Genomic DNA, 26,799 nt, shown 5'->3' on the forward strand with positions numbered 1-26,799 from the left:
CCTTACTTGTCTACGTAGAGCATTTTATTAAATTGAATATCGTAGCTGGGTTTGTCGTCGACGGTGATCTGCAGGCGAAAGTCTCTGCGCTCGTCATTGCTAATGGCAAATTCGGCAATATAGTAAATCGCGTCTTGCTCAATAATCTCGCGAAACTCCAGCGGGGTGCGGTGAATAAGGTCAGACTGACTGCCGCTGGCTTGGGCGCGCAGGGCAACCGACGAGAGACCGGCTTGGCGGCGCACCGCAATATTGATTAGAAACTTGTTTTTGCCTCGCACAATGCCGTAGCTGCGCGCGATTTGGGGGCTGAGAAAACTGGTGTTTAGCACGCTAAAGTGCACCGTGTCGTCGCCGAATTTCTTGCTGGTTTCAGTCACTGGCGGAGCTTCCTGCGCTTGGGCATAAACTGCGCTGCTCAGGCTGAGCAGCAAGCCAAGACCGAAGGCGCTTAACAAGCGATATGCAAAATTCATATTCAAATACTCTATGTTAAATACTGTATTGAACGGCTCATTTACTAATGTGGTAAACCGCGGTAACGCCAAGTAAATTAGGAAAGCGATCGGCAATGCCGTTTTGATTGTTGTCGGCGCCAATCACCGCGCTATTCAGAATGCGAATATTCTTGTCGGCGCACAGCGCCTCAAAATCTTTCACCGTGCAAAAATGAATATTGGGGGTGTCGTACCAGGTGTAGGGCAAAAATTTTGACACCGGCATTTTACCGCGCTGGCCCAAATACCAGCGGCTGCGCCAGTGACCAAAATTAGGAAAGGTCACAATGCACTCGCGGCCTACACGCAGCATTTCGTCAATGACCAAATGCGGGAAACGCAGGGTTTGCAGGGCGAGGGTCATCACCACCATATCGAAGCTGTTGTCGCGAAAATTGCCCAGCCCCACGTTGAGGTCGTGTTCAATCACGTTCAGGCCCTTGGCGAGGGCGAGGGTGATATTGGCAGGGTCGATCTCTAGGCCAATTCCCGACACATTCTTTTGTTCGGCAAGGGTGGCTAATAGCGTGCCATCGCCGCAGCCGAGGTCGAGCACGCGGCTGCCTTCGTTAATCCACGGCTGAATCAGGGTGAGGTCAAAGCGCATGGCCAAGCTCCTGTTTTAGGCGTTTCATATAGGCGTGAAAGACATCCATATAGCGGGGGATCGGAATTAAAAAGGCGTCGTGGCCGTGGTCGGCTTCAATCTGGGCATAGCTCACCGATTTATTGGCGGCGACCAGCGCATCAACTATCTCCCGCGACCGGGCTGGGGCAAAGCGCCAGTCGGTGGTAAATGAGATCACCATAAACGCGCACTTGGCGTGGCTAAAGGCCTGCACTGGGTCGTCGTTATACTCTCTGGCCAAGTCGTAGTAATCCAGTGCCTTGGTCATGAGTAGGTAGGTGTTGGCGTCGAAGCTGCCAGAAAACGCCTCGCCCTGATAGCGCAAATAACTTTCTACCTCAAACTCCACATCGCTGTCTGAACCCGAGCCTAAGTTGAGGTTGCCGGTTTTAAGCTCGCGGCCAAATTTCTGTTTCATGCCGTCTTCAGACAAATAGGTAATATGGCCAACCATGCGCGCCAGCGCCAAGCCCTGACGGGGCAGGGTGTTGTGCTCCAAGTAGCGGCCTTCAAAGAAATTGGGATCTGAGGTAATCGCGCGCCGAGCAATTTCATTAAAGGCAATATTTTGGGCCGACAGCTTCATGGCCGAGGCAATCACAATACAGTGGCGCATCGCGTCGGGGTATTCTAGCGCCCAGCGCATGGCCTGCATGCCGCCAAGACTGCCGCCGATAATGGCTGCCCACTGGCTTATGCCAAAGTGCTGCATCATTAGGTATTGGCTTTCTACCCAGTCGCGACAGCGCAGCGGCGGAAAATCTGGCCCCCAGGGTTTGCCGGTGTCGGGGTTGATGGCGGTGGGGCCGGTGGAGCCATTGCAGCCGCCAATATTGTTTATGCTCAACACAAAAAATACATTGGTGTCGATGGGCTTGCCGGGGCCAATACAGCTGTCCCACCAGCCCGGTTTGCGGTCGTCGGCGTGATGAATACCCGCTGCGTGATGATGGCCGCTCAGGGCGTGGCAAATTAAAATGCCATTGGATTTGTCGGGGTTGAGGCTGCCATAGGTTTCATAAACAATATCGTGTTTCGGGAGCGCGCGGCCGCAGGCCAAGGTGAGCGGCTGATCGAAATGCAGGGTTTGGGGCACCACAATGCCGACGCTGTCATTTTGTTCTGGTGTCATTTAGACCGTTATCCTTGTTGTGCTAGCTATGCTACTACGATGTTGGCCAAGGCCTCGGGAATCGTTAGTGGCCTTTCAACTTTCAGTGTTTTTTGTCGGCTCTGGCTGCCCGCACTAAGTGTTACGCGCTGCTTGCTCACCCCAAAGGCGGCGGCCACAAAGGCAATTAAACCGGCGTTGGCCTTGCCGTCGGTGGCCGCAGCCATAATTCGAATTTTGATCCGCTCGCCGTGGCGGCCAGCAAACTCATTGGCGCTGGCCTTGGGCTGAATATGGCAGAATAAAACTAAATTTCCATCCTGCCACTGGTAGCAATCGGGCTGCGCCATGATCTGCCGCCGCTTACAGGCCCATGATCAAGGCTGGGTGCAGGCCGGCGCTGGCGGCCATGTGGCGCAGCAGCACCTCAAGCACATTAATAATTAAAAACACAAAGATTGGCGACAGATCTAGGCCGCCCATCGCGGGCAGTAATTTGCGAAATGGCGCCATCACCGGTTCGGTAATTTGATAGAGCAGGCTTGCGGCGGGGTGGCTGCCACCTTGAGAAACCCAGCTCATAATAATATTGCCGATAATCGCAAAGAAATACAGATTGAGCAGGGCGCTGCAAATGCCCAGTACCGACCAAACCAGCAGTTGGCCAATATTGGGCAGGCGACCGCCGTAAATCTGGAACAGTATGGCTATGCCTACCGCTTGCACGAGCAGCGCCAGTAATAGCGAGGCGGTATCGACCTTGCCAATGCTGGGAATAATCTTGCGCAGCGGCAGTACCAAGGGGTTGCTGACTTTTACCAAAAACTGGGAAATGGGATTGTAATAGTCGGCTCTCACCAGCTGTAAAATCATGCGCAGCAAAAACACCGCAATACCAAGACTCACAACGGTGTTGATAAGTAGCGTGCTAATTTCGTTGACCGCAGTCATTGGGGTTTACTCTCCTTCCAGTTCAATGGCGAGTTCTTCGGCACGGAGGCGGGCGCCTTCCAGTGCTTGGCTGAATAAGGCGGTTAAACCGCCGTCTTGCAATATATTGATGGCGCGCTCGGTGGTGCCCTTGGGTGAGGTCACCCGCCGGCGCAACTCTGCGGCATCAACATCACTATTTATGGCCATTTGCGCTGCGCCGAGGGCGGTTTGCAAGGTCAGCTGCTTGGCAACCTCGGGGCTCAGACCCATCTCGGTGCCGGCGGCTTGCATGGCTTCCATCACTAAAAAGAAATACGCTGGGCCGCTGCCAGAGACGGCGGTAACGGCGTCCAGCTCGTCTTCCTGTTCTACCCACAGGGCAATGCCAACCGCTTGCAAAATTTGCTCGGCGGCTTGACGCTGCTCTGCGCTCACTCTGGCGTTGGCAAACAGGCCAGTGGCGCCGCTGCGCACCAGTGCAGGGGTGTTGGGCATGCAGCGCACAATGGCGTTATTGCCGCCCAGCCAGCCGTCTAAACTGCTGCTAGTCACGCCGGCGGCAATGGTAATAAGCAGCGGCTGCTGGCTTTGCACGCTGGCGGCGATGTCGCTGGCGACCATTTTCATGATTTGGGGTTTCACCGCCAAAATTACAATATCGACGGCGGCAATTAAGGCGTGATTATCGCTGCCAGTGTGAACCGGCGCGACGTTGCGGAGTTTTTCTAAGCTTTCGGTGTTGGGATCGCTGGCCCAGATGTTGTCGGCAGCAAAGCCGCTGGCGACCAAACCACCAATAATACTGGAGGCCATATTGCCGCCGCCGATAAAGCCTATGCGCATTGTATTCTCCACCTTAATCCGTGTTTGCTGATACTCGCTGCCACACCGCGTGCGGGGCGGCAGGGTTTGTGCCGACGGCAGTATATCAGCCCTGTTTTGATACTGGCAGTGAATGCGCTGTCATTCGGGCGCTGGGCTGGCGCGGGGGCCAAAAATATCGCTGCCAATGCGCAATATAGTGGCGCCCTCGGCAATGGCGGCCTCCATATCGCCGGACATGCCCATCGACAGCGTGTCTAGTTGCGCAGCGGGGAAATGCTGGCGCAAGCTGTTTAAGAGTTTGCGCACCGCGGCAAAATTGCGGCGCTGCTGGGCGGGGTCGTCGGTGTTGGCGGGAATGGCCATTAAGCCGCGCAGTCGCAGCTGGGGTAGGCTTAGGGCGAGCTCGGCCAGTGCGGGAATGTCGGCAATACTGGCGCCGGCCTTGCTCGGCTCGTTATTGATGTTCACTTGCAGACAAATATTGAGAGGGCCAAGTGCTGGCGGGCGCTGCTCGTTGAGCCGACTGAGGATTTTGGCGCGGTCTACGCTGTGCACCCAGCTAAAGTGCTCGGCCACGGTCCGCGTTTTATTGCTCTGGATCGGGCCAATAAAATGCCAGCAAATGTTTTTATCTTGAAGTTCCGCTTGCTTGGCCACGGCCTCTTGCAGATAATTTTCGCCAATATGTTCAATTCCAGCTTTAAGTGCTGCGGCTATGTCCTCGGCACTGCGGGTTTTACTCACTGCCATCAGTGTCAGGTGCGGGGTAAGGCTGGCGGAATATTGCTGCGCGGCGGCGATACGTGCCTGAATCGCTGCTATATTAGCTATGATGGTGGTGCTTGCTGTCATATTGGATGAATCCCTTGTTGGGGAGCTGGTGTTGTCGCGGCTTGCTCGCTAAGAGTAATGCGACAAAATAAAAACATTGTGTTGTACGGCGCGGCCGTCGCATTATAAAGTTTAGACTTTGCTGTCGCCTGCCTACTATATATGCGATCTGCGTCGCGCTGCTTTGACGTGCTTGAGGAATTTCATGGATATTACCGAATTATTGGCCTTCAGCGCGAAACAAAACGCGTCTGACTTACACCTTTCGGCAGGTTTGCCACCGATGATCCGTGTGGATGGCGACGTCCGTCGCATCAATTTACCACCGCTGGAACACCGTGAAGTTCACAGCCTGATTTATGAAATCATGAACGACCGCCAGCGTCGCGATTACGAGGAGTTTCTGGAAACGGATTTCTCCTTTGATGTGCCCGGTGTGGCCCGCTTCCGTGTTAACGCCTTCAATCACAATCGCGGTGCGGGCGGTGTGTTCCGGACCATCCCCTCCAAGGTATTGTCGATGGACGACCTCGGCATGGGCCAAGTGTTTAAAGATATTTCAATGTTGCCGCGGGGCTTGGTGCTGGTGACTGGGCCGACCGGCTCAGGTAAATCGACCACCCTAGCGGCGATGATCGACTATATCAACGACAATAAATTCGATCATATTTTGACCATCGAAGATCCCATCGAATTTGTTCACGAATCAAAGAAATGCTTGATCAATCAGCGCGAAGTGCACCGTGACACTCACGGCTTTAACGAGGCCCTGCGCTCGGCGCTGCGTGAAGATCCCGACATTATTCTGGTCGGCGAATTACGTGACTTAGAAACCATTCGTCTGGCGCTGACCGCCGCCGAAACCGGCCATTTGGTGTTTGGCACCCTGCACACCACCTCTGCCGCTAAAACCATTGACCGGGTTGTGGATGTATTTCCCGGCGATGAAAAGTCTATGGTGCGCTCAATGTTGTCGGAGTCATTGCAAGGCGTTATCTCCCAAACTCTGCTCAAGCGGCCCGAGGGTGGCCGAGTAGCGGCCCATGAAATTATGATCGGTACCCCTGCGATTCGTAACCTAATTCGCGAAGACAAGGTGGCGCAGATGTACTCGGCGATTCAGTCTGGCGCGGCACTGGGTATGCAGACTATGGATCAGTGTTTGAAAACCATGTTGTCTAAGCGCCTAATTAATCGCGATGCTGCGCGTTTAAAAGCGCGCTTTCCGGAAAACTTCTAATAATGAAAATTGCGCTAAGTGCACCGGGGAATGTGTAAGTGGAAATAGAAAAGCTGCTAAAAATTATGCACGACAAAGGCGCGTCGGATTTGTTTATTTCGGCGGGGGTGGCGCCGTCTATTAAAATTAACGGTCAAATGATCCCCATGAGCAGCAATGCGCTGAGCCCTGAGCAAGCGCGGGAAGTGGTGCTGGGCGTAATGAACGACCAGCAGCGCCGCGAATTTGTGCGTGATAAAGAGTGTAATTTTGCGATTAGCTCGCGGGGCATTGGCCGTTTCCGCGTAAGCGCATTTTATCAGCGCAATCTGGTTGGCATGGTGCTGCGCCGGATCGAGACTAAGATTCCGACCAGCGATGAATTGGGGCTACCCGAAATTGTGAAAGAGCTGGCGATGACCAAGCGCGGCCTGATCGTTTTTGTTGGCGCCACAGGCACCGGTAAGTCGACCTCGCTAGCGTCAATGATCGGTCACCGCAATGAGAATTCCCGGGGCCACATCATTACGGTTGAAGACCCCATCGAATTTGTTCATCAGCATCACGGCTGCATAGTTACCCAGCGCGAAGTGGGCATCGATACCGAGTCTTTTGAGGTGGCGTTAAAAAACATGCTGCGTCAGGCGCCCGATGTCATCATGATCGGCGAGGTTCGTACCCGCGAGGCTATGGAGCAGGCAATCACCTTTGCCGAGACCGGCCACCTCTGCCTGTGTACCCTACACGCCAATAACGCCAACCAAGCATTGGACCGGATTATTCACTTCTTCCCCGCCGACCGCCATCCGCAGCTGTGGATGGATTTGTCGCTAAACCTCAAGGCAATGGTCGCACAGCAGTTAATCCCAACCCGCGATGGACAGGGCCGGCGAGCTTGTGTGGAAGTGCTTTTAAATACGCCGTTGGCTTCAGACTTGATTCGCAAGGGCGATGTGACGGGCATTAAGGACCTAATGCGCAATTCTACCGAGCAGGGCATGCAAACTTTTGATCAGGCGCTTTACGAGCTGTATCAGGCTGGTGAAATCACCTATCAAGATGCAATCGCCCACGCTGACTCGGCCAATGATCTGCGCCTGCTGATTAAACTGGGGGCCGACAATGACCCAGCAAAAATGAACTCGATTGCAGGCGGATTGCGCATGCAAGAAGACGAGACTGATAATCGCCCACACTCGGGTGGCAATACTGGGCGCCGCCGCTAGTGGTCGCCTTACGTTTAGGGGCTAAGCCTCTAAACCTCTAATCCACGCATCCAACTTTCCAAAATAATCACCGCGCTGCGGCTGTCTACGCCCTGGCCTTTAAAGTCTCGCGAGCCGCTGTCGGCGATGATGTCGCCCTTGGCTTCAAAGCTCGACAGACGCTCATCGGCAAAATGCACCGGCAGGCCAAAGCGGCCGTGCAGGCGATTGCCAAACTTGCGGGCGCGGTGCGACATTTCCGATTTGCTGCCGTCCATGTTCAGGGGCAGGCCCACCACAATGGCGTCTGGCTGCCAGATGCTGAACAACTTGTCGATCTCCTCCCAGCGCGGAATACCGTCTTTGGCGGTTACCGCAGTTTGCGCGGTAGCCGTGGCGGTTAGGGTCTGACCTACCGCGCTGCCGATCCAGCGCAGGCCGAAATCGAAGCCGATGAGGGTTTGGGGTTTGTATACCATGAAGTGCTGCTGTCCTTAGGCGTGGCCGCTGTCTGAGCCGAGTTGGGCAAAGCTGATGCCAAGTGTGGCCAGCGCGGCATCAACGCGCTTGGCTGGCGCCACGTCAAATAAGATGTCTTCGCTGGCGGGCAGAGTGAGCCAAGTATTTTCTTGAAGCTCTTCTTCTAGTTGGCCGGCCTCCCAGCCCGCGTAGCCCAGCGCAATCAAGCTTTGGCTGGGGCCGCGATTGAGGGCGATGGCCTGGAGTATATCCAGTGAGGTGGTCAGCGCAATGGTGTCAGTGACCTCGATACTGGCTTCCCACTTCTGGTGGTCGCGGCGATGCAGCACAAAACCGCGGTCGGTGTGTACCGGGCCACCGGCGAACACCGGTTCGTGATGCTCAAATATTTGGCCGTCGATATCCAGTTGCTCCAGAATTTCGTCTACCTCCATATCGATGGGGTGATTAATCACAATACCCATCGCGCCCTTGGCATCGTGCTCGCAAAGGTAGGTGATGCTATGGGTAAAAATCCCGTCTCTCAGTGCCGGCAGGGCAATGAGGAAGTGATTTTTTAATGTCGGGAAGGAGGCTTCGTTCATAAGCCAAGTATGGGTGAAGTTGGATTAAACACAAGTTCGCTAACATAAATGCTTGGCTCTGGATTACTTAGCCCTGTTTGGTTTTCAGGCCTTGGCGTTCAAAGCGCCAGGTGCGCACAATGCCCAGCCGGTTTTTGCCGTCGAGCACATCGGCGGGAATCGCCTCGTAAGGTGCGGCTTTGCGCACAATACGATGGGCCGCTTTATCCAATACGGCGCTGCCTGAGCTACTGAGAATACGCACTTCATCAATGCGGCCGTCGGGCATCAGCATTAGCAATAGCCGCAGCTCACCCTCAATGCCTTGGCGGCGCGCCTCTTCTGGGTAGTTGGCGTTGCCAACCTCCTCTACCCGTTTCTCCCAGCGGTTTAGGTAGCGGGCGTCGGCGGAGCCTTTGGTGGCCACCGAGGTAATAAATTTGGGCCGCGGCATACGCGCGTAAGCTTGATTGAGCTGGTCGAGCTGGGCTTCTAACGACGCAATGTTTTCACTTAATTCGGTGGTGTGGTCGCTGCCCTGCCATTGTTGCTGCTGTAATACCATGCGGGTGGTGTTGGCGGCGGTAGTGCGCGAGCTTGGCGCGGTGGTGCTCAAGGCGGGCGCTGGCGCAGTTTGCGGGGTGTTTTTGGCGAGTTTCAGGGCGTTCTCGCTGGGTGTGGTGTCGTGAAATGCGCTGTCGGACTTGCTGCGCAGCTCGGCTTTTTGGTCGAGGGTACCGCTGCCTATCTGGTCGTATTGGGCGAGGTAGTCGGCCTCAACCGGCGCCTCATTGCTGCGGTATTGTGCGAGGGTGATCTCTAGGCTGGGCAGCTTGATGCGGGCAGTTTCTGGCGCAAAATTAATGCCTAGAATCACCGCCAAATGCATGGCGGCGGCAAGCACAATAATAAAGCCGAGGCGCTCTGGGGGGCGCTGTTCCTCGGCAAAGACCAAGCTGCTGCTCACGATAGGCGATCCGCTGCAGCGAGTTTGGCGGCAATGCAATCCATCAGTTGGCCGCCGATATCGGTGCCGAATTGATCGTCAATCTCGCGAATACAGGTGGGGCTGGTCACGTTGATTTCGGTGAGGGACTGACCAATCACGTCCAAGCCTACGAACAATAGGCCCTTGGCTCGCACCACGGGGCCAATTTCGGCGGCAATGCGGCGGTCGCTGTCGCTCAGTGGCTGGGCGCGGCCGGTGCCACCGGCAGCCAAATTGCCCCGAGTTTCGCCCTTGGCGGGAATGCGCGCCAAGCAATAGGGCACGGCTTCGCCGTCAATGAGCAAAATGCGTTTGTCGCCATCGCTAATTTCTGGCACGTAGACTTGGGCCATAATCGTAGTTTGGCCGTGGTTGGTGAGGGTTTCTAAAATTACCCCAACATTGGCGTCGTCGGACCGCAGCCGGAATATGGAGCTTCCGCCCATGCCGTCGAGGGGCTTCATAATTACATCGCCGTGTTCGGCGTGAAAGGCGCGCAGACGGGCTTGATCGCGGCTAACGAGGTGAACTGGGCCGAGCTGCGGAAATTGCAGGGCAAATAGCTTTTCATTGCAGTCGCGCAGACTCTGGGGTTTGTTCACCACCCAGGCGCCTTGGCTTTCGGCCAACTCGAGAATGTGCGTGGCGTAGAGAAATTCGTTGTCGAACGGCGGGTCTTTGCGCATTAAGATTACGTCGAGTTCGCCGAGGCTGATGTCTTCGCGGTCGCCAAGCTCGTAGAAGTGGGCGGGATCTTTAAATACTTTTAGGGCGTGGGTGCCCGCGCGCGCCTGACCATTACTCACGTATAAGTCGTTGAGGGTGATGTAGTAAATTTGCCAGTCCCGCGCGGCAGCGGCCCACAGCATGGCCAAGGTAGAGTCTTTTTTGTACTTAATATGCTCAATGGGGTCCATCACCACGCCTAGGCGAATAGTCATTTTGTTACCTATGTCGAAAACTTCGAGGAAAAGGGTTTCTTCTACAGTGCTACTAGGCTAATAATTAGCCCCCACAGAATACCGTTAAAATACCGCATTATTGTAAGTTCAGGCAATTTTGCTTGCTCGGCAACTGCTTAGGCAATGGTGTCGAACTGTATTCCGTGTAAAAATCGAACCAGTGTGCACTTGTATAAGGGAATGTTAGTGCGTAAACAGAAACCTGAAAAAGGTTCGCATTACCTATGGACATCAACTTTTCTAGTTTAAAGGTTATGATTATCGATGACAGCAAGACTATTCGTCGAACCACAGAAACCCTGCTCGCTAAAGAAGGGTGTACGGTGGTCACCGCGATAGATGGTTTTGATGCCTTGGCAAAAATAGCTGATACCAAGCCTGATATTATTTTTGTCGATATTATGATGCCGCGCTTAGACGGCTACCAAACCTGCGCCTTAATTAAAAATAATAGTGAATTTAAGTCAACGCCGGTAATTATGCTGTCCAGTAAAGATGGATTATTCGATAAAGCAAAAGGCCGTATTGTCGGTTCGGATCAGTATCTGACCAAACCGTTCAGTAAGGGTGAATTGCTAGAGGCAATCCAAACCCATGTACAGATTGCGCAAGCGCAATAATAGTCAGAGTTCTTACCGCCCACCAAGCCGCGAAATTAAAAGCGGTATGGGGCGGTGTTATATGCCGTTTTATTCGGCGGCATTCGCGAGGGAAGCACCATGCCACGGGTTTTAATTGTCGACGATTCGCCGACGGAAATTTTTAAAATATCAAAAATACTCAGCAAGAGCGGCTATGAAGTAATAACGGCCGAAAGCGGTGAACAGGGCATTGCCCTTGTTCGTCAGGAAAAGCCCGATGTGGTGTTGATGGACATTGTTATGCCTGGGCTCAACGGATTTCAAGCCACCCGGCAGCTGAGCCGAGACCCAGAGACCAGCGGCATTCCGGTGATTATTGTCACCACCAAAGATCAGGAAACCGATCGTCTGTGGGGCCAGCGCCAAGGCGCAAAAGGTTATTTGACCAAACCGGTAGACAGCAAAAGTCTACTCAAGGCGATTGATGCTGTACTTACGTAAGCGCGCTATTAACCACGGTGAGCTCTAGCATGGCTGATACCTCGTCATTCGATTATCTACTGGAATTGTCCCAGCGCTGTCGGGCGCAAATTAGCGGGCTGCCCAGCGCCCGCGACAAAGTGGTGAAAAGCTGGAGCGGGGTGGGGTTTTTGGTCGGTGGCCATTACTGCGTAACGGCGATGGATGATATTGCCGAAGTCCTTACCGAGCCCGCTGCCACTCGCTTGCCTGGCGTAAAAAATTGGGTGCGCGGGGTGGCCAATGTGCGCGGCCGCCTGCTGCCGCTTATCGACTTAACCGTGTTTCTCGGTGAGGTGCGCACCACCGAACAGCGCCAGCGCCGGGTGCTAGTCGTTGAGCAAGGCGATATTTATATTGGCCTGATTGTTGACGACGTATTTGGTATGCAACATTTCTCGGTAGATAGTTATAGCCGCAATACCGCCGCAAGCGGTCACAGCTTGGCAAGCTATGTGCAAGGCAGCTATTTACAAAATGATCGTTCTTGGGCCTTGTTCAGGCCGAATCAACTTATAAATGACAGCAATTTTTATACGGTTGCTGCGTAAGCGCGGTAATTCAAACTATACGCTTAACCACTGGGAGTTGGGGTAGATGAAAGCAGGAAATCAAGGCGCGATGGCACGACTGCGAACCAGTCGTGCGGTCAGTGTACTGGTCTTATTCATTTTAATTGGATTCGTTGGTGCGGGTGTTAACACCTTTGTGGTGTTGCGGGATGCCGATTACGATCAACGCTACCTAGAATTAACCAGTGAAATGCGTCTATACGCCCAGCAGCTTACCAACTACGCCCGTCAGGCGTCACTGGGCGACACCAATCAGTTTGACTCCATCGCCCGCGCTCAGCGCAATTTTGAGTCGGCGCGCAGTCAATTGGTCGATGGCACTAAAAAACTGCCGTCACCCGCCGCCATGCTGGGTTCAGACGTAGACGAACTCAATCGCCTGTGGGCTGAGGTCGGCAGCGCTGCCGACACCATCGTCGGCAACAAAGAGCGAATTGTCTTCCTGTTCGAAGTTGCCGAAAAACTGGATCTTCTGCTGCCCCAGCTGCAAGACAACAATAGCAAACTGGTTGACCTGCTACTTAAAAGTGGCGCCTCTGCCCAGCAAATGGTGATTGCCCAGCGTCAGTCCTGGCTGGCCGAGCGCATCGCCCGCAATATAGACAAAATGCTTGGCGCCACATCTGAAGCCAAACAAGCCGCCGCGCAGTTTAGGTTAGATGCCACTGAGTTTGCCGCTGTACTGCAGGGCATGCTCGAGGGCAATAGTGGTATTGGCGTCGACAAGGTTAACAACAAAGACGCGCGGGCATTACTCGGTGGAATGTTGGCTGGCTTCCAGCAGGTTAGCGGCTCAATGACCGAGGTCTTTAAGGTTTCGCCAGAGCTGTTGAAATCCTCGGAAGCAGCGGCGTTGATAGCCGCTACCGCGCCGCAAATTACCCAAGTAACTAGTAATCTATCTTCTTCTATCGCCAAGCTCGACGAGCAGCGGCCCCTGTCGGTGGCCACGGCAACGATGTTTGTGGCCCTAATTTTGGCCTGCTTAGCGTTGTTGGCCTGGCAGTCTATGCGCGGTACTCGTCTGCGTTTGCGGGAGACCGCTGACGCCAATGAGCGCAACCAAACGGCAATTTTGCGTTTGCTTGATGAGCTCGCCGACCTCGCCGACGGTGATTTGACGACCTCGGCAACGGTAACGGAAGACTTCACCGGCGCCATCGCCGACTCGATAAACTACACCATCGACCAATTGCGGGTACTGGTGTCGCAGATTAACGAAACCGCAGTACAGGTTTCCTCGGCGGCGCAGAACTCCCAGTCTACCGCTCTAAACTTGGCGCAGGCATCCGAGAGTCAAGCCAAGGAAATTGCCGGCGCCTCGGCGGCGATTACCGAAATGGCCTTAACCATCGACCGCGTATCGTCCAACGCCCGCGAGTCTGCGGCGGTGGCCCAGCGCTCGGTAGCAATCGCCAACACTGGCGCCGAAGTGGTACAGAACACCATCAAGGGCATGGATAATATCCGCGAACAGATTCAGGAAACCTCCAAGCGTATTAAACGTCTGGGTGAGTCGAGCCAGGAAATCGGCGACATCGTATCCTTGATTAACGACATTGCCGACCAGACCAATATTCTGGCACTTAACGCCGCCATTCAGGCATCGATGGCGGGCGATGCTGGTCGTGGTTTCGCGGTTGTTGCAGATGAGGTTCAGCGCCTTGCAGAGCGCTCGTCGGGCGCGACCAAGCAGATTGAAGCACTGGTTAAAACAATTCAGTCCGACACCAACGAAGCGGTTATCTCCATGGAGCAAACCACCTCTGAAGTGGTGCGCGGAGCGCGCTTGGCCCAAGACGCGGGTGCGGCGCTAAGCCAGATTGAGGCGGTATCGCAAGAACTGGCCGAGCTGATTGAAAACATCTCTAGCGCGGCTGCCGATCAGGCAACGTCGGCTGGGCAGATTTCATCCACCATGCGGGTTATTCAAGAAATTACCTCGCAAACCTCGGCGGGATCTACCGAAACAGCTCGCTCGATTGGGGCGCTGGCTGAAATGACCAACGATTTGCGCAGCTCGGTGGCCGGTTTTACTTTGCCAGAGCAACAGGCTTAAGCCCTTTGGCCGCCGCAAAGTTAGGAAAGCCGAACTATGTACAGTTTTGCTATGGCGGTGGCCAGCCGGTGAATTGGCCCATCGGGATCAGATGGGCACAGAAATCCAGAGTTGAATTACATGACTGATCGCCGAGATTATATCGCGCTGGAGTGGGTTGCCGGAGAAATTACGGAATCCCTCGACCAGTGTGTATCGCTATTAAATAGTGTGCTGCTGAGTGGGAATCAAGACTCCCTCGCGCGCGCGGCGGCGCTCCTGCATCAAGTGCAGGGCAGTCTACGCATGGTCGAGTTCAGCGGCCCGGCGCTGCTGCTGGAAGAAATGGAAGCGGCGCTATTATTACTGCTCGACGGCGGCATGCCCGAGTCGCATGCAAATGTGGTGCAGGCGGTGCTGTCCAGCGCCGAAGAGCTACCCGCGTATTTACAGCGCTTGAGCGATTCCCGCCGAGAATTACCAGCTTCATTAATCATTATTTTTAATGATCTGCGCGCGGCGATGGGCCAGCCACTGCTGTCATCATCTGCGCTTTTTAATCCCCTGCTTGATGCCGACACTGATGTTGGCGAGCTTAGCCCAGTGCAGGCTGAGGCCACCTTCTTAGAGTTGGCGGCCAAACTTTTAAAGATGTACCAAATCGCCATGGCCGGCTATTTGCGCGGTGGCGACGACGCTCAGAATTTAGTCTATCTGGCTAAGGTTTGCGGCCGCTCGGCCAAGCTTTGCTCGGGGCGCGAGCAGCAAATTTTGTGGCGGGCGGCGCTGGCATTAATCGAAGGGCTGGCCAACGATTCCATCGCCATGCACTTTGCAGTGCAAAACCTTTTAAAGCGTTTAGAAGGCGAGCTGGCGATGTTTGCCGAGCTGGGTTCGTCGGCCTGCGAGCGGGCGGTGTCAAAATCGCTGCTTAAAGATATTTTGTTTTATGTGGCGAGCAGCACTGCGTCGTCGCGTTATATCAGTGCCGCAATGGAGCGCCATGCGCTTAAGGGTATTTTCAGCGATTTAGGTGCCAGCAGTCAGTCGGCGCTAAATTCTGGTGAAGTATTTGCCAGCGAGACGCGGGCGGTAGTTGAGCGCGAATTGCGCAGCTTGGCCGATTTACTTAACGGCTCCGCCGACCTTGTTGAGGTGCGCCAGCGCTGCAAACAATTAGGCGATACCCTAGCGGTGCTGGGCTTGGTCGAGCCGCTGTACTCACTGCGCGCAGTTGCCGAGGTATTAGACACCGGCCTAAGTGTAGGCGGCAATCAAACCCTAGCAAACGCCCTGCAGCGCCTGGCCGAACGTCTGGCGCTTAAGCCTGCTGAGCCAATGCCAGACGAGGAGCTTATTGAACCCGAGTTGGCGGATGACACCCAGCTGGTGGTGGAAGAAAGCCGCAAGGTGTTGTTTGAGGCCCAAGATGCCATCGTGGTTTATGTGGCCGAGCAGTGGCAGCGCGATTATTTAGACGCTGTGCCGTTGCGGTTACAGGAGTTGGCGGTGGCCTTGGCGAGAAGTGATTTTGCCGAGTCTGCCGGCGTTGTTGAAAGCTGCGCCGACTACATCAGCAATGAAATATTGGCTGGCGACGCCGCGCCTGAGTGGCAGATGCTCGACGCCCTCGCAGATGCCTTAACGGCGGTAGATTACTATTTAGAGCGCAGCGCCAAAGGGCGGCATTACGCCGATCAGGGTTTATTAGCTGGTGCCCAGGCTGGCGTGGCACGCTTGGGTTACCCCGTTGCCGACGAACAGAATATTGAACCGTCGGCAACGGTAATACCTTGGCCGACGGCCAAGTCGATATCCGCTGTGCCAGAGGCGCCCAGCGAGCTTGAAACGGAAGCCGCCACCAGTGGCGAAAGCATTGTTGAGCTCGACCCAGACATTCTTGAGGTGTTTCTGGAAGAGGCCGACGAAGTCTTGGCGCAGCTGCATGAAACCCTGCCTCAGTGGTGGACCAACTTCAGTTCCGAATCGCATCTGACCACGGTGCGCCGCGCCTTTCACACCTTAAAGGGCAGTGGCCGCATGGTTGGCGCCAGCCAATTGGCGGAGTTGGCGTGGTCGATAGAGGCGATGCTGAACAAGGTGGTTGATGGCCGCTTTGTCATTGACGAAGCGCGTTTGCAGTTGATTGATTTGGTGATCGATTTATTGCCGAGTATGACCGCTGGGCTTGCCGATGGCCGCGAAGTGCCGACGACCGGCAGCAAGGGTGCGCTAGGCGTTGCTGATTTGATGGCGCAGGCGACGGCGCTCACCGAGGCCCAGTCGCCGAAACTTAGCTCCGGCGACGACGATGGTCTAACCGCGGTTTTTGTTGGCGAAGCCGACACCCATTTGCGGGTGCTCGAAGATTATCTCGAGGCCATCGACAGCTATCCGGTGCGCTTAAGCGACGACATTCAGCGCGCTCTGCACACCTTAAAAGGCTCATCGAAGATGGCCGAGGTTGGGCCAATTGCCCAGCTGATAACACCGTTAGAAGGTTTGGTTAAAGAGCTGCGCTCGATGCGGGTCGCCGCCGAAGCGCGCCTTATTGCGCTGATGTCAGACGTGGTGCGCCAGGTGCGCAGCATGATCGACGCCTTGGCCGCGGCGGCGGATACTGAGCTACAAACGCCCAAAGAACTGGTGGCGCGGATTAATGCGCTGGCAGTGCAGCTGATTCATGAGGCGGAGTTCTCCTCTGACCGCGACAGTCGCGGCGAGCTGGCGCCGGGCGCCCTCGACGCCTTTTTAGCGGTGAACAGCGACAGCATTCAGGCGCTGAGTGATGTGCTTAACTCAAGCGACAATATCAGCGCGGCAGAGTTAATCGATTGCGCGCCAGTGATGGGCGTGTTTGCCCAACGCGCCGAAGAGATTAATTGCGAGCCTGTTGCCGAGCTCGCTCAGGCGATGCAAGTACTGCTGGGTCACGCTCAAGATCCTGTGTCGGCCAATTTCATTGTCTTGATTAACGACGCCCTAGATCAGCTAATGGATTATTTAAACCGTTTGGCGGGTGAGCAAACGGTGTTAGAAAATTCGGCTCTGATCGACAAAATGCGCGATTTTGACGTTAGCGCGCAGCCACCTCTTGCAGAGCTTGAAGAGCACGACGCCGAGTTTGATCTGCCATCGCCACCGGCGGAAAATGCCGTCGCCGACGTTGCGCCGCCAGAGATTATTACGAGCACGGCGCCGAGTTACTCAGCAGATGATATTGATCCCGAGATTATCGAAATTTTCATGGAAGAGGCTCATGATCTGCTCGAGAGCATGGACGAGTCGATTCATCGCTTTTCCGAAAACCGCGAAGACCAGCGCCAGCTTGATGATATTCAGCGTCACTTGCACACCCTTAAGGGCGGTGCGCGACTATCGGGCATGACGGCGCTTGGCGATCTTAGCCACGAATTTGAAACCGCGATTGCCACTGCGCTAACGGCGGGAAGCACCAATAGCGACGCGTTTTACAATAGCCTGCAAGACTTCCAAGATCGCTTGGTGAGCCATGTTGCGGAGTTAGAAGCGTCTACCGCTGAGCTTGCGCCGCAAATTGAATCCCCTGCGGCCGAGGGCGCTAGCCACGTTAGCGAGCAAGATAGCGAGCCGGTCAGCGACGAAGAAGTGCTGAATCGCGTTGCCGGTTTATTGCCGGCTCAGTCTGGCGGTCGCAGCCCCGAGTTTGTCGACGAGCCGGCGAATGGCTTAGCCGCCGCTGGTGCGCGCGGGCCCCAAGAAATGATCAAGGTGCCCTCGCCGCTGCTGGAGCGCTTGATTAATCTCGCCGGTGAAACCTCGATTGCCCGTGGCCGGGTTGAAGAGCAAGTGAGCGAGATTCACTTCTCACTAGAAGAGATGGAAATCACCGTTGAGCGCCTGCAGGAGCAGGTGCGACGCTTGGATCTGGAAACCGAGGCGCAGATTATTTTCCGTCAAGAGCAGGTCGAGAGCGAAGGCGCCGACGGTTTCGACCCGCTGGAATTTGACCGTTATTCTCAGCTCCAGCAATTGTCCCGCTCGCTGCTGGAGTCGGCCTCGGATCTCACCGATTTGCGCGGCACCTTGGTAGAAAAAAGCCGCGACATGGAAACCCTGCTGGTGCAGCAATCGCGGGTTAATACCGAGCTGCAAGAGGGCTTGATGCGCTCGCAGATGGTGCACTTTGCGCGCATGGTGCCGCGTCTGCGCCGCGGGGTGCGGCAGCTGGGCGCCGAGCTCGACAAGCCCGTCGATTTTAAAGTGTATAACGCCGATGGCGAGATGGACCGCCGGGTGCTAGAGCGGATTATTCCCGCCCTTGAGCATATGCTGCGCAACGCGGTCGACCACGGTATTGAGTCGCCGGCCGAGCGTCGCGCTGCCGGTAAGCCCGATGTCGGCGAAATTACCATGCGCTTTGATCGCCAAGGCGGCGACGTGGTGATTGTAATCAGCGACGACGGCGCCGGTATCAATTTAGACGCGGTGCGCACCAAGGCCGAGGGTTTAGGCTTGATTAACGCCGACGCTGAACTCAGTGAGCGCCAGCTGCTGGAATATATCTTTCACGCCGGTTTTAGTACCGCCAGCAATGTTACCCAGATCTCCGGGCGCGGGGTGGGTATGGATGTGGTGCGCAGCGAAATCAAACAGCTGGGCGGCGCCATTGATATTCAAACCACCCGTGGCCAGGGCTCGCGCTTTGAAATTCGCCTGCCCTTTACGGTATCGGTAAACCGCGCCTTAATGGTCAGTGTGGGCGGCGAAATATTTGCAGTGCCCCTCAATAATATCGAAGGTATTGTGCGGGTTAGCCCCTACGAGCTGGATGTCTATTACCAAGATGGCGGCCCAGATTTTGAGTACGCGGGCCAGGAATATAAATTGCGCTATTTGGGGCATTTGCTGGGCATCTCCCGCGCGCCGCATTTAGAAGGTCAGGTAGAACCGCGCCCAGTTCTGTTAATTCGCAATGCCGAGCCGGGCACTGCGGTGCAGGTCGATTCCCTGCTGGGCTCCCGTGAGGTCGTGGTAAAAACCCTTGGCCCGCAGTTTGCCGCGGTGCCGGGTTTGTCTGGGGCAACCGTATTGGGCGACGGCAGCGTGGTAGTGATTTTAGATATGTTGGCCAGTATTCGCGCCGATACCGCGCGGCAATTGCTGGCGGATAAATCTGAGCAGCCGCAGCACATAGAGAAAGAAAACACGCGCTTGGTGATGGTGGTCGACGACTCAGTAACGGTACGCAAAGTAACCTCGCGGCTGCTGGCTCGCCAGCATATGGAAGTGGCGCTGGCCCGCGATGGCCTCGATGCGGTGAATCAGTTACAAGACAGCGAGCGCCTCCCCGACGTTATTTTGCTGGATATTGAAATGCCGCGCATGGACGGTTTTGAGGTGGTGAGTCGGGTGCGCAGCAATCCGCGTTTAAAGGATATTCCGATTATTATGATTAGCTCGCGCACCGGCCAAAAACACCGCCAGCGCGCCTTTGCCCTTGGCGTTCACAATTTCCTTGGTAAACCCTATCAGGAAATACAGCTGCTAAAAGCAATCGATGATGTGACCTCGGCGGTGGAGAGCGAATGAAAAGGCTAGAGAGTCAATCATCAGTATTGGCCAATATTGTATTGCCCTTGGTCGATGGCGCACTGCTGGTACCCAATGCCACCGTGGCCGAGATAACGATAGCCGGGCGACTTAACTCGGCCATTTCCTCGCCGTTTTTGCTAGGCACATTGTCGTGGCGAAATCAGGATATTCCGGTATTTAGCTTTGAGGGCCTGCGCGATGGCGCGCTGCCAGCGGGTATTGAGATTCGTCATGTTGCGGTGCTCCACGGAATTGGCCACCGCGATGCACTGCCGTTTTTTGCGGTGGCGCTGAGTGGTATGCCCCGTATTGAACGTTTAATTAGTGCCGATTTAGAACCCGTCGAAGCGCCACCTCACGCGCTGATTCACAGCGTGGTCAGCGTGCAGGAACAGCCGCTGCTGATTCCCAATTGGGATTATATGGAGCGCCAAATTATCGCGGGCTTAGCGGCATTCTGAATCGAGTTCAGCATCACAGTCCCATAGGTCACACCCGTCAAAATATTTCGTCATACCGGACTTTAAAAAAACGTCATACCGGACTTGATCGGGTATCTCGCTGGGCGGCAGCCATGGAACTTCGTAGCGCCAGATTCTGAATCAAGTTCAGAATGACGGCCTCTCCCGTCATACCGGACTTGATCCGGTATCTCACCGGGCGGCACCCATGGAGCTTCGTAGTGCCAGATTCTGAATCAAGTTCAGAATGACGAGGTAGGGCGTTCAGAATGACGAGGTAGGGCGTCCATAGTGATGGCCTTATGTCGTGTGCCACGGACTGCAATATTTCGTCATACCGGACTTGATCCGGTATCTCGCTAGGCGGCACCAGTGGAGCTTCGTAGTGCCAGATTCTGAATCAAGTTCAGAATGACGAGGTAGGGCGTTCAGAGTGACGGACTCTGCTGTCATGACGGCCGCAATATTTCGTCATACCGGCCCCCGAGCCGGTATCTGGTGGGGCAACCGTGAACGAGTTCAGAATGACAATCCCATGCGTCCTACCCGCCCCAACACTCCGTCATACCGGACTTGATCCGGTATCTCATCGGGCGGGAGCCATGGAGCTTCGTAGTGCCAGATTCTGAATCGAGTTCAGAATGACGAGGTAGGGCGTTCAGAATGACGAGGTAGGGCGTCCATAGTGATGGCCTTATGTCATGTGGCACGGACTGCAATACCCCGTCATACCGGACTTGATTCGGTATCTCGCTGGGCGGCAGCCATGGAACTTCGTAGCACCAGATTCTGAATCAAGTTCAGAATGACGGCCTCTCCTGTCATACCGGACTTGATCCGGTATCTCATCGGGCGGGAGCCATGGAGCTTCGTAGTGCCAGATTCTGAATCAAGTTCAGAATGACGAGGTAAGGCGTTCAGAATGACGGGCGCAATATTTCGTCATACCGGCCCCCGAGCCGGTATCTGGTGGGGTATCCGTGAATGAATTCAGAACGACAGTCCTATACGTCATACCCGCCCCAACATTTCGTCATACCGGACTTGATCCGTTATCTCGCTGGGCGGCACCAGTGGAGCTTCGTAGTGCCAGATTCTGAATCGAGTTCAGAATGACGAGGTGGGGCGTTCAGAATGACGAGGTGGGGCGTTCAGAATGACGAGGTAGGGTGTTCTGAATGACGAGGTGGGGCGTTCAGAATGGCGAGGTAGGGCGCTCAGGATGACGAGATAAGGCGTTCAGATGACGGCCTCGCTGGTTTAAGGGCCTGGCGTAGATTACGTATTTAAATGGCCTAGGCGCCCATATCGCCCCAGCGGTATTGCAAGATACTAATGGCGGCAATGGGCGCGGTTTCGGTGCGTAGTACTCGTGGTCCCAGTTGTAGCGCTGCGAAACCCTGCCGTAAACAGTCTGCGATTTCACTGTCGCTTAGGCCGCCTTCGGGGCCGACTAACAGCGCCACATCCGTGGCGTGATCAGCGGCAATACTGCCTGCTACCGCCGGGCACAGCACCAGCTTTACCGGCGCGCTTAAGTCTTGGCGCCACTGGGCGAGGGGCTGGGCAGGATTGATAGCGACCAAATCATTGCGCCCGCACTGCTCGCAGGCGCTGATCATAATTTGCTGCCAGTGCCGCTGTTTTTTCTCTAGGCGCTCGCCACTGAGCTTAACGTCTACCCGCTCGGTAAACAGTGGTGTAATGGCGGTAACGCCCAGTTCGGTGGCTTTTTGAATAACCCAGTCAAAGCGATCGCCTTTGGATAGGCCAATGCCGAGTTCAATTTTTAGCGGCGAGACCGTCTGTGATTGCAGGGGGGCACCATCGACTTCGCAACTAACACTGCGCTTGGACGCCTCGGTGATGGTCGCCGCGTAGGCGTTACCGTCGCCATTAAATAGCACCAACTCGCGGCCGGCGCGCATCCGCAATACTTGGCCAATATAGTGGGCGGCGCGCTCATCTAAGTTGAGCTCGCCGCCAGACAAGGGCTGATCTACATAAACGCGGGGCACTCGCATTTTAATTTAGCGCCTTAATAAAGGCTTTGGAGTTGCGCTGAAAATTATAGAGCTGCTTTTTGGCGGGTGGCAGGTCGTCAATTTTAGACTCTACATAACCCTGCTCCTGAAACCAGTGGGCAGTTTGGGTGGTGAGCACAAACACCGAGTCTAAACCTTGGTGGCGGGCTTCTTTTTCGAGCAGCTCTAATAAGCGCTCGGCGCGGTCGGCGCCTCGGTAGTCGGGATGGGTGGCCACGCAGGCAATTTCGCCGCTGCGTTGTTCGGGATAGGGATAGAGCGCCGCGCAGGCGACTACCATGCCGTCGCGCACCAAAATTTTGAAATGGTTTATTTCGTTTTCTAGCAATTCTCGCGAGCGTTTTAACAGCACGCCCTTGGCCTCTAGCGGCTCGATGATCGCAAGCAGGCCGCCAACGTCGTCGATATTGGCGGTCATAAACTGCTCGTAATGCTCTTGGGTTACCAAAGTGCCAGCGCCGTCGCGGGTAAACAATTCCTGCAGCAGGGCGCCGTCTTGCTGGAACGACACCATATGGCAGCGATTGATGCCAATATCGCCAGCCTCGACCACCGCTTGCACAATGCTGTCGTGCTTCAGCTCGGGCTGCTTGAGCAGCTCGCTGTCGACATCGCGGTATTCGCACTGGCGAATTAATTGGCCGTCGCTGTCGAGCAAACCGGCATCACAGGTGAATAAAATCAGCTTGTCGGCCTTGAGCGCAGCGGCGGTGTGCACGGCCACGTCCTCGGCGGTGAGGTTAAACACCTCGCCAGTGGGCGAATAGCCAATGGGCGACAGAATCACAATATGCTGATTATTTAATTGCTGCTGCAGCGCGGCGGCGTCCACTTTGCGGACGATGCCGGTGTGCCGTAAATCAACGCCATCAACCACGCCAATAGGGCGGGCGGTAACATAGTTGCCCGAGCACACCCTAATAGCCGCGCCATGCATGGGCGAGTTGGCCACCCCCATCGACAGCAGGGCTTCAATATGGGCGCGCAAGGTGCCGGCGGCGTCGGTAACGCAGCGCAGCTCAATATCGTCAGTAACCCGCAAATCATTGTGATAGCGGCTTTCAATGCCTGCGTCTTTAACCCGCTGCTCAATTTGCGGGCGGGCGCCGTGAACCAGAATCAGGCGCACACCAAGACTGTTGAGCAGGGCGATGTCGTGCACAATATTGGCAAAATTGGGGTGCGCCACCGCTTCGCCGCCAAACATCAATACAAAGGTTTTGCCGCGATGGGCATTGATGTAGGGCGCAGAGTTGCGGAACCATTTTACGTAATCGGTTTGTGCAGACATGGCAAGGCCGTGTGTTATGGCTGGTGGCTTTATTTTCTTTGTAATGTCATAGGCTTACAAGGCATTTTTGCACTCGCCACGCAGTTGCCTAATTTAGTGGCGGCGACGCACAGCCCAGAGCGCAAAAATAATAGCGCGGGTTTGCAATTAATTGGTGACACAGTGGCATGTTTGGCGCTACAAAGGCGCTTTTTTTGGGGAGCAGTCAGTGACGGCGGAATTACTCGTAGCGGTGCCAGATGCCGAGCTGATTTTTGACCAAATCGCCGATGCCTTAGTCGAAACTGGCTATGTGGTGTTGCCCATTGCGCTGCCGCCGAGCATCGCCGAGGCACTGTTTCTGCGAATTGCCTCCTTTGAAGATGAGGTCTTTCAAGCGGCGGGGGTGGGCCGCGCCGACGAATTTCAGCTCAATCCCTTTGTGCGCAAAGACGAGATTCGCTGGCTTAGCCAGCAAGACCCAGTCGAGGCCAGTTACCTGGCGTGGATGGAACAGCTGCGCCTAGGCTTAAACCGCCGCTTGTTTATGGGTTTATTCGACTACGAAGCGCATTTCTCACGCTATACCGAAGGCGCGTTTTACAAAAAACACGTCGATGCGTTTAAGGGCCGTACCAATAGGGTCTTGTCCACGGTGTTTTATTTAAACCCCGGCTGGGCCTTGGCCGATGGCGGTCAGTTGCTAGTGTATGCCGATGAACAGAGCTCTGATCCAGAAGTGCTAAGCACCCCCATCGCCAAAATAGCGCCGCTTATGGGCAGCTTGGTGGTGTTTCTCAGCGATCGCTTTCCCCACGAAGTAACCGCTGCCAGTCGCCTGCGTTACAGCATTGCCGGTTGGTTTCGGGTTAATGGCAGCCTAGGCCAGCAAATAGATCCGCCGCGATAAATAGTGTTATAAACGGCGCAGCAAGCCCAAAGTATTTACCCTAGCGATCTCTTCAAACAGCCCAGACGCCAAAGCCAGTTTGTAAATAGCGTAGGGCGCCTGGCCACCTTCCTCTGGCGCGGGGAATAAATCGTGAATCGCCAATATGCCACCCTTCATTATGTGGGTAGCCCAGCAGCGGTAGTCGCAAAGCGCAGCGTCGAGGCTGTGGCCGCCGTCGATAAATACCATCGCCAGCGGTGTTTGCCAGTGGCGGGCGCTAACTTCGGAAGTCGCAACCAATGGCACCACGGTGTCTTCCAATCCAGCGCGGCGAATATTGCGGCGAAACTCCTTAAACGTATCGAAGCGGGCCTCGCTGGCATCGTAAAGTTCTGGGTCGTGAAACATCTCGCCAACTTGATGTTCTTCAGAGCCAATGTGGTGATCCACCGCATACACCACCCCCTGCTTTTGCTGGCAGGCGATGCCCAAATAAATGGTCGATTTACCGCAGTAACTTCCCACCTCTAACACCGGGCCGCGCTCGGCCACACTCAGTGCGTAGTCATATAGCGCCTGGGCCTCGTCCTCGGCCAAAAAGCCTTTGATGCTGCTCATATCTATAGGTAGTGGAACAGGGAGTGCGACGGGGGGTGCAATGCTCATGGTCTACTCTGCGTGGCTTTGAGGGAGTTGATAATCACGCCAAATTCGGTGTGGCAGCGCTTTAACGGTAGCGAACCTTAGCCAAAATCAGCCAGCCGAGCAACTTACCATCTTGTCAGCTTGGCAATGCTGCGATTACCACAGCAATGGTGTATGTTGCTGATGTCATGAACAATCTAATCACAATAACTGAATAACAGAGGGTGGCGTAATGCTCAAATTATACGGATTTGCAGTGAGTAATTATTTCAATATGGTAAAACACGCCATATTGCACAAAGGCCTAGAATTTGAAGAAATCACCACCTTTCCCAGTATGGACCCCGCATTCAACAACAAAAGCCCCATGGGCAAAGTGCCGTGTATAGAAACCGAACAAGGCTGCTTAACAGAAACCAGCGTAATTCTTAATTACCTAGAAGCGACTTACCCAGCAAAACCCCTGTTGCCGGCAGATGCCTTTCAGCGCGCCAAAATAAATGAAATCATGAAAGTGGCCGAACTCTACATAGAACTTCCCGCCCGCCGCCTATTCCCAGAAGTGCTCGCCGGTAAAACAGTAAGCGACGACATAAAAGCCGAATCTCGCGAAACCCTAAAAAAAGGCTGCAAGGCGCTAGCCGCACTAATCCACCTACCGAACAGCAAATACCTAGCTGGCAATGAAATCACCATCGCCGACATAGTAGTGCGCTACGCCCTAATCACCGGCGGCCTCTGCGCCCAACAAATCTACCAATGGGACCTAATAAACGAAATACCAGGCCTAGCCGACTGGAATAAACACATGGCCGAAATGGACATCTCCAAGCAACTAGACAAAGCCAACCAAGAAGGCATGGCCGCGTTTTTACAAGCGGTGAAGGCGAAATAGGAAAGGCTACATTCTTCTGGAAAGCCGTCATGTCGGACGTTTTTAAAACGTCATACCGGCTCCAACATTCCGTCATACCCGGCTTTAAAAAACGTCATACCGGACTTGATCCGGTATCTCACCGGGCGGCACCTATGGAGCTTCGTAGCACCAGATTCTGAATCAAGTTCAGAATGACGGGGTGGGGTGCTCAGAATGACGAGGTGGGGCGTTCAGAATGACGGGCGCAGTATTTCGTCATACCGGCCCCCGAGCCGGTATCTGGTGGGGTAACCGTGAATGAATTCAGAACGACAGTCCCATGCGTCCTGCCGGCCCCAACACTCCGTCATACCGGACTTGATCCGGTATCTCACTGGGCAGCACCCATGGAGCTTCCTAGCACCAGATTCTGAATCAAGTTCAGAATGACGGGTGCAATATTTCGTCATACCGGCCCCCGAGCCGGTATCTGGTGGGGCAACCGTGAACGAGTTCAGAATGACAATCCCACGCTCCCTGCCGGCCCCAACACTCCGTCATACCGGACTTGATCCGGTATCTCACCGAGCGGCACCCATGGAGCTTCGTAGCGCCAGATTCTGAATCAAGTTCAGAATGACGAGGTGGGGCGTTCAGAGTGACGGGCGCAACATCCCGTCATACCGGACTTTAAAAAAACGTCATACCGGACTTGATCCGGTATCTCACTGGGCAGCACCCATGGAGCTTCCTAGCACCAGATTCTGAATCAAGTTCAGAATGACGAGGTGGGGCGTTCAGAGTGGCGAGGGCAATATTTCGTCATACCGGCCCCCGAGCCGGTATCTGGTGGGGCAACCGTGAACGAGTTCAGAATGACAATCCCATGCGTCCTACCCGCCCCAACACTCCGTCATACCGGACTTGATCCGGTATCTCACCGGGCGGCAGCCATGGAACTTCGTAGCACCAGATTCTGAATCAAGTTCAGAATGACGGGGTGGGGCGTTCAGAGTGACGGGGGCAATATTTCGTCATACCGGACTAGATCCGGTATCTCACCGAGCGGCACCAATGGAGCTTCGTAGCACCAGATTCTGAATC

At 54.9% G+C, this 26,799-nt stretch carries 24 protein-coding genes; 10 read left to right on the forward strand and 14 right to left on the reverse strand.

What is annotated here, in order from left to right:
• Positions 1-2: 2 nt before the first annotated feature.
• The 7 genes from AB4876_RS16920 to AB4876_RS16950 form a co-directional block, all read right to left on the reverse strand.
• Positions 3-476 (reverse strand): DUF4426 domain-containing protein, encoded by a 474-nt coding sequence (locus tag AB4876_RS16920; protein WP_368382920.1) that lies wholly within the window; start codon positions 474-476, stop codon positions 3-5.
• A 37-nt stretch (positions 477-513) separates the two neighbouring features.
• Entirely contained in the window at positions 514-1,104 is a 591-nt protein-coding gene (metW, locus tag AB4876_RS16925; RefSeq protein ID WP_368382921.1) for a methionine biosynthesis protein MetW, read from the reverse strand.
• The gene (metX, locus tag AB4876_RS16930; RefSeq protein WP_368382922.1) at positions 1,094-2,257 is read right to left on the reverse strand and encodes a homoserine O-succinyltransferase MetX; all 1,164 of its coding nucleotides are present in this window, start codon (positions 2,255-2,257) and stop codon (positions 1,094-1,096) included. The genes metW and metX overlap by 11 nt, the downstream gene beginning before the upstream one ends.
• Positions 2,258-2,283: 26 nt before the next feature.
• A complete protein-coding gene (locus AB4876_RS16935; RefSeq protein WP_368382923.1) occupies positions 2,284-2,586 on the reverse strand; it encodes a DUF167 family protein in 303 nt (100 codons plus the stop codon).
• A gap of 13 nt (positions 2,587-2,599) precedes the next feature.
• Complete coding sequence (locus AB4876_RS16940) at positions 2,600-3,187, reverse strand: YggT family protein (RefSeq protein ID WP_368382924.1); 588 nt, start codon at positions 3,185-3,187, stop codon at positions 2,600-2,602.
• A 6-nt stretch (positions 3,188-3,193) separates the two neighbouring features.
• Complete coding sequence (gene proC / locus AB4876_RS16945) at positions 3,194-4,012, reverse strand: pyrroline-5-carboxylate reductase (RefSeq protein WP_368382925.1); 819 nt, start codon at positions 4,010-4,012, stop codon at positions 3,194-3,196.
• Between the two features lie 120 nt (positions 4,013-4,132).
• Positions 4,133-4,846, reverse strand: a complete 714-nt coding sequence (locus tag AB4876_RS16950; RefSeq protein ID WP_368382926.1) for a YggS family pyridoxal phosphate-dependent enzyme — start codon at positions 4,844-4,846, stop codon at positions 4,133-4,135.
• 184 nt (positions 4,847-5,030) lie between these two features.
• Between AB4876_RS16950 and AB4876_RS16955 the strand changes: the two genes are divergently transcribed.
• Together AB4876_RS16955 and AB4876_RS16960 are read left to right on the forward strand one after the other, a co-directional pair.
• On the forward strand, positions 5,031-6,065 hold the full coding sequence (locus AB4876_RS16955; RefSeq protein WP_301029371.1) for a type IV pilus twitching motility protein PilT: 1,035 nt from the start codon (positions 5,031-5,033) through the stop codon (positions 6,063-6,065).
• Between the two features lie 65 nt (positions 6,066-6,130).
• Entirely contained in the window at positions 6,131-7,270 is a 1,140-nt protein-coding gene (locus tag AB4876_RS16960; RefSeq protein WP_438273422.1) for a PilT/PilU family type 4a pilus ATPase, read from the forward strand.
• 29 nt (positions 7,271-7,299) lie between these two features.
• Here AB4876_RS16960 and ruvX read toward each other — a convergent pair whose 3' ends face one another.
• The 4 genes from ruvX to gshB form a co-directional block, all read right to left on the reverse strand.
• A complete protein-coding gene (gene ruvX / locus AB4876_RS16965) occupies positions 7,300-7,728 on the reverse strand; it encodes a Holliday junction resolvase RuvX (RefSeq protein WP_368382928.1) in 429 nt (142 codons plus the stop codon).
• Between the two features lie 15 nt (positions 7,729-7,743).
• Entirely contained in the window at positions 7,744-8,313 is a 570-nt protein-coding gene (locus AB4876_RS16970) for a YqgE/AlgH family protein (RefSeq protein ID WP_368382929.1), read from the reverse strand.
• A gap of 67 nt (positions 8,314-8,380) precedes the next feature.
• Positions 8,381-9,259 carry an energy transducer TonB gene (locus AB4876_RS16975; RefSeq protein ID WP_368382930.1) on the reverse strand — a complete coding sequence of 293 codons (879 nt, stop codon included), beginning with the start codon at positions 9,257-9,259 and terminating at the stop codon, positions 8,381-8,383.
• Complete coding sequence (gshB, locus tag AB4876_RS16980) at positions 9,256-10,221, reverse strand: glutathione synthase (RefSeq protein WP_368382931.1); 966 nt, start codon at positions 10,219-10,221, stop codon at positions 9,256-9,258. Before gshB ends, AB4876_RS16975 begins: the two co-directional genes overlap by 4 nt.
• 245 nt (positions 10,222-10,466) lie before the next feature.
• Here gshB and pilG point away from each other — a divergent pair, with 245 nt between their 5' ends.
• The 6 genes from pilG (at position 10,467) to AB4876_RS17010 (ending at position 19,987) form a co-directional block, all read left to right on the forward strand.
• Entirely contained in the window at positions 10,467-10,862 is a 396-nt protein-coding gene (gene pilG, locus AB4876_RS16985; protein ID WP_368382932.1) for a twitching motility response regulator PilG, read from the forward strand.
• A 99-nt stretch (positions 10,863-10,961) separates the two neighbouring features.
• A complete protein-coding gene (pilH, locus tag AB4876_RS16990) occupies positions 10,962-11,324 on the forward strand; it encodes a twitching motility response regulator PilH (RefSeq protein WP_368382933.1) in 363 nt (120 codons plus the stop codon).
• A 29-nt stretch (positions 11,325-11,353) separates the two neighbouring features.
• A complete protein-coding gene (locus AB4876_RS16995) occupies positions 11,354-11,893 on the forward strand; it encodes a chemotaxis protein CheW (RefSeq protein WP_368382934.1) in 540 nt (179 codons plus the stop codon).
• A gap of 46 nt (positions 11,894-11,939) precedes the next feature.
• On the forward strand, positions 11,940-13,973 hold the full coding sequence (locus tag AB4876_RS17000; RefSeq protein WP_368382935.1) for a methyl-accepting chemotaxis protein: 2,034 nt from the start codon (positions 11,940-11,942) through the stop codon (positions 13,971-13,973).
• Between the two features lie 120 nt (positions 13,974-14,093).
• Positions 14,094-19,523, forward strand: a complete 5,430-nt coding sequence (locus tag AB4876_RS17005) for an Hpt domain-containing protein (protein ID WP_368382936.1) — start codon at positions 14,094-14,096, stop codon at positions 19,521-19,523.
• Entirely contained in the window at positions 19,520-19,987 is a 468-nt protein-coding gene (locus tag AB4876_RS17010) for a hypothetical protein (protein ID WP_368382937.1), read from the forward strand. Before AB4876_RS17005 ends, AB4876_RS17010 begins: the two co-directional genes overlap by 4 nt.
• A gap of 1,295 nt (positions 19,988-21,282) precedes the next feature.
• Here the strand turns inward: AB4876_RS17010 and AB4876_RS17015 are convergent.
• Positions 21,283-22,011: a 16S rRNA (uracil(1498)-N(3))-methyltransferase gene (locus AB4876_RS17015; RefSeq protein ID WP_368382938.1), complete on the reverse strand. Its 729-nt coding sequence runs from the start codon at positions 22,009-22,011 to the stop codon at positions 21,283-21,285.
• A 1-nt stretch (position 22,012) separates the two neighbouring features.
• On the reverse strand, positions 22,013-23,323 hold the full coding sequence (argA, locus tag AB4876_RS17020) for an amino-acid N-acetyltransferase (RefSeq protein ID WP_368382939.1): 1,311 nt from the start codon (positions 23,321-23,323) through the stop codon (positions 22,013-22,015).
• A 208-nt stretch (positions 23,324-23,531) separates the two neighbouring features.
• Here argA and AB4876_RS17025 point away from each other — a divergent pair, with 208 nt between their 5' ends.
• On the forward strand, positions 23,532-24,212 hold the full coding sequence (locus tag AB4876_RS17025) for a 2OG-Fe(II) oxygenase (protein WP_368382940.1): 681 nt from the start codon (positions 23,532-23,534) through the stop codon (positions 24,210-24,212).
• A gap of 6 nt (positions 24,213-24,218) precedes the next feature.
• On the opposite strand, the gene AB4876_RS17030 is transcribed toward AB4876_RS17025, so the two are convergent.
• Complete coding sequence (locus AB4876_RS17030; protein WP_368382941.1) at positions 24,219-24,860, reverse strand: class I SAM-dependent methyltransferase; 642 nt, start codon at positions 24,858-24,860, stop codon at positions 24,219-24,221.
• A gap of 211 nt (positions 24,861-25,071) precedes the next feature.
• On the opposite strand from AB4876_RS17030, the gene AB4876_RS17035 reads away from it, so the two are divergent.
• Positions 25,072-25,734, forward strand: coding sequence for a glutathione S-transferase family protein (locus AB4876_RS17035; protein ID WP_368382942.1), 663 nt, complete (start codon positions 25,072-25,074; stop codon positions 25,732-25,734).
• The last annotated feature ends 1,065 nt before the right edge of the window (positions 25,735-26,799 follow it).

Source organism: Zhongshania guokunii, from assembly GCF_040892635.1.
Classification (GTDB): Bacteria; Pseudomonadota; Gammaproteobacteria; order Pseudomonadales; family Spongiibacteraceae; genus Spongiibacter; species Spongiibacter guokunii.

Bases quoted from the DNA above. Each gene is read 5' to 3' on its own strand.
- AB4876_RS17000 (WP_368382935.1), top strand. From the start codon at position 11,940: ATGAAAGCAGGAAATCAAGGCGCGATGGCACGACTGCGAACCAGTCGT.
- AB4876_RS16995 (WP_368382934.1), top strand. From the start codon at position 11,354: ATGGCTGATACCTCGTCATTCGATTATCTACTGGAATTGTCCCAGCGC.
- AB4876_RS16955 (WP_301029371.1), top strand. From the start codon at position 5,031: ATGGATATTACCGAATTATTGGCCTTCAGCGCGAAACAAAACGCGTCT.
- proC (WP_368382925.1), bottom strand. From the start codon at position 4,012: ATGCGCATAGGCTTTATCGGCGGCGGCAATATGGCCTCCAGTATTATT.
- AB4876_RS16920 (WP_368382920.1), bottom strand. From the start codon at position 476: ATGAATTTTGCATATCGCTTGTTAAGCGCCTTCGGTCTTGGCTTGCTG.
- AB4876_RS16950 (WP_368382926.1), bottom strand. From the start codon at position 4,846: ATGACAGCAAGCACCACCATCATAGCTAATATAGCAGCGATTCAGGCA.
- AB4876_RS16970 (WP_368382929.1), bottom strand. From the start codon at position 8,313: ATGAACGAAGCCTCCTTCCCGACATTAAAAAATCACTTCCTCATTGCC.
- metW (WP_368382921.1), bottom strand. From the start codon at position 1,104: ATGCGCTTTGACCTCACCCTGATTCAGCCGTGGATTAACGAAGGCAGC.
- argA (WP_368382939.1), bottom strand. From the start codon at position 23,323: ATGTCTGCACAAACCGATTACGTAAAATGGTTCCGCAACTCTGCGCCC.
- AB4876_RS16935 (WP_368382923.1), bottom strand. From the start codon at position 2,586: ATGGCGCAGCCCGATTGCTACCAGTGGCAGGATGGAAATTTAGTTTTA.
- AB4876_RS17035 (WP_368382942.1), top strand. From the start codon at position 25,072: ATGCTCAAATTATACGGATTTGCAGTGAGTAATTATTTCAATATGGTA.
- pilG (WP_368382932.1), top strand. From the start codon at position 10,467: ATGGACATCAACTTTTCTAGTTTAAAGGTTATGATTATCGATGACAGC.
- pilH (WP_368382933.1), top strand. From the start codon at position 10,962: ATGCCACGGGTTTTAATTGTCGACGATTCGCCGACGGAAATTTTTAAA.
- AB4876_RS17015 (WP_368382938.1), bottom strand. From the start codon at position 22,011: ATGCGAGTGCCCCGCGTTTATGTAGATCAGCCCTTGTCTGGCGGCGAG.
- AB4876_RS16960 (WP_438273422.1), top strand. From the start codon at position 6,131: ATGCACGACAAAGGCGCGTCGGATTTGTTTATTTCGGCGGGGGTGGCG.
- metX (WP_368382922.1), bottom strand. From the start codon at position 2,257: ATGACACCAGAACAAAATGACAGCGTCGGCATTGTGGTGCCCCAAACC.
- ruvX (WP_368382928.1), bottom strand. From the start codon at position 7,728: ATGGTATACAAACCCCAAACCCTCATCGGCTTCGATTTCGGCCTGCGC.
- AB4876_RS17005 (WP_368382936.1), top strand. From the start codon at position 14,094: ATGACTGATCGCCGAGATTATATCGCGCTGGAGTGGGTTGCCGGAGAA.
- gshB (WP_368382931.1), bottom strand. From the start codon at position 10,221: ATGACTATTCGCCTAGGCGTGGTGATGGACCCCATTGAGCATATTAAG.
- AB4876_RS17030 (WP_368382941.1), bottom strand. From the start codon at position 24,860: ATGAGCATTGCACCCCCCGTCGCACTCCCTGTTCCACTACCTATAGAT.
- AB4876_RS16940 (WP_368382924.1), bottom strand. From the start codon at position 3,187: ATGACTGCGGTCAACGAAATTAGCACGCTACTTATCAACACCGTTGTG.
- AB4876_RS17010 (WP_368382937.1), top strand. From the start codon at position 19,520: ATGAAAAGGCTAGAGAGTCAATCATCAGTATTGGCCAATATTGTATTG.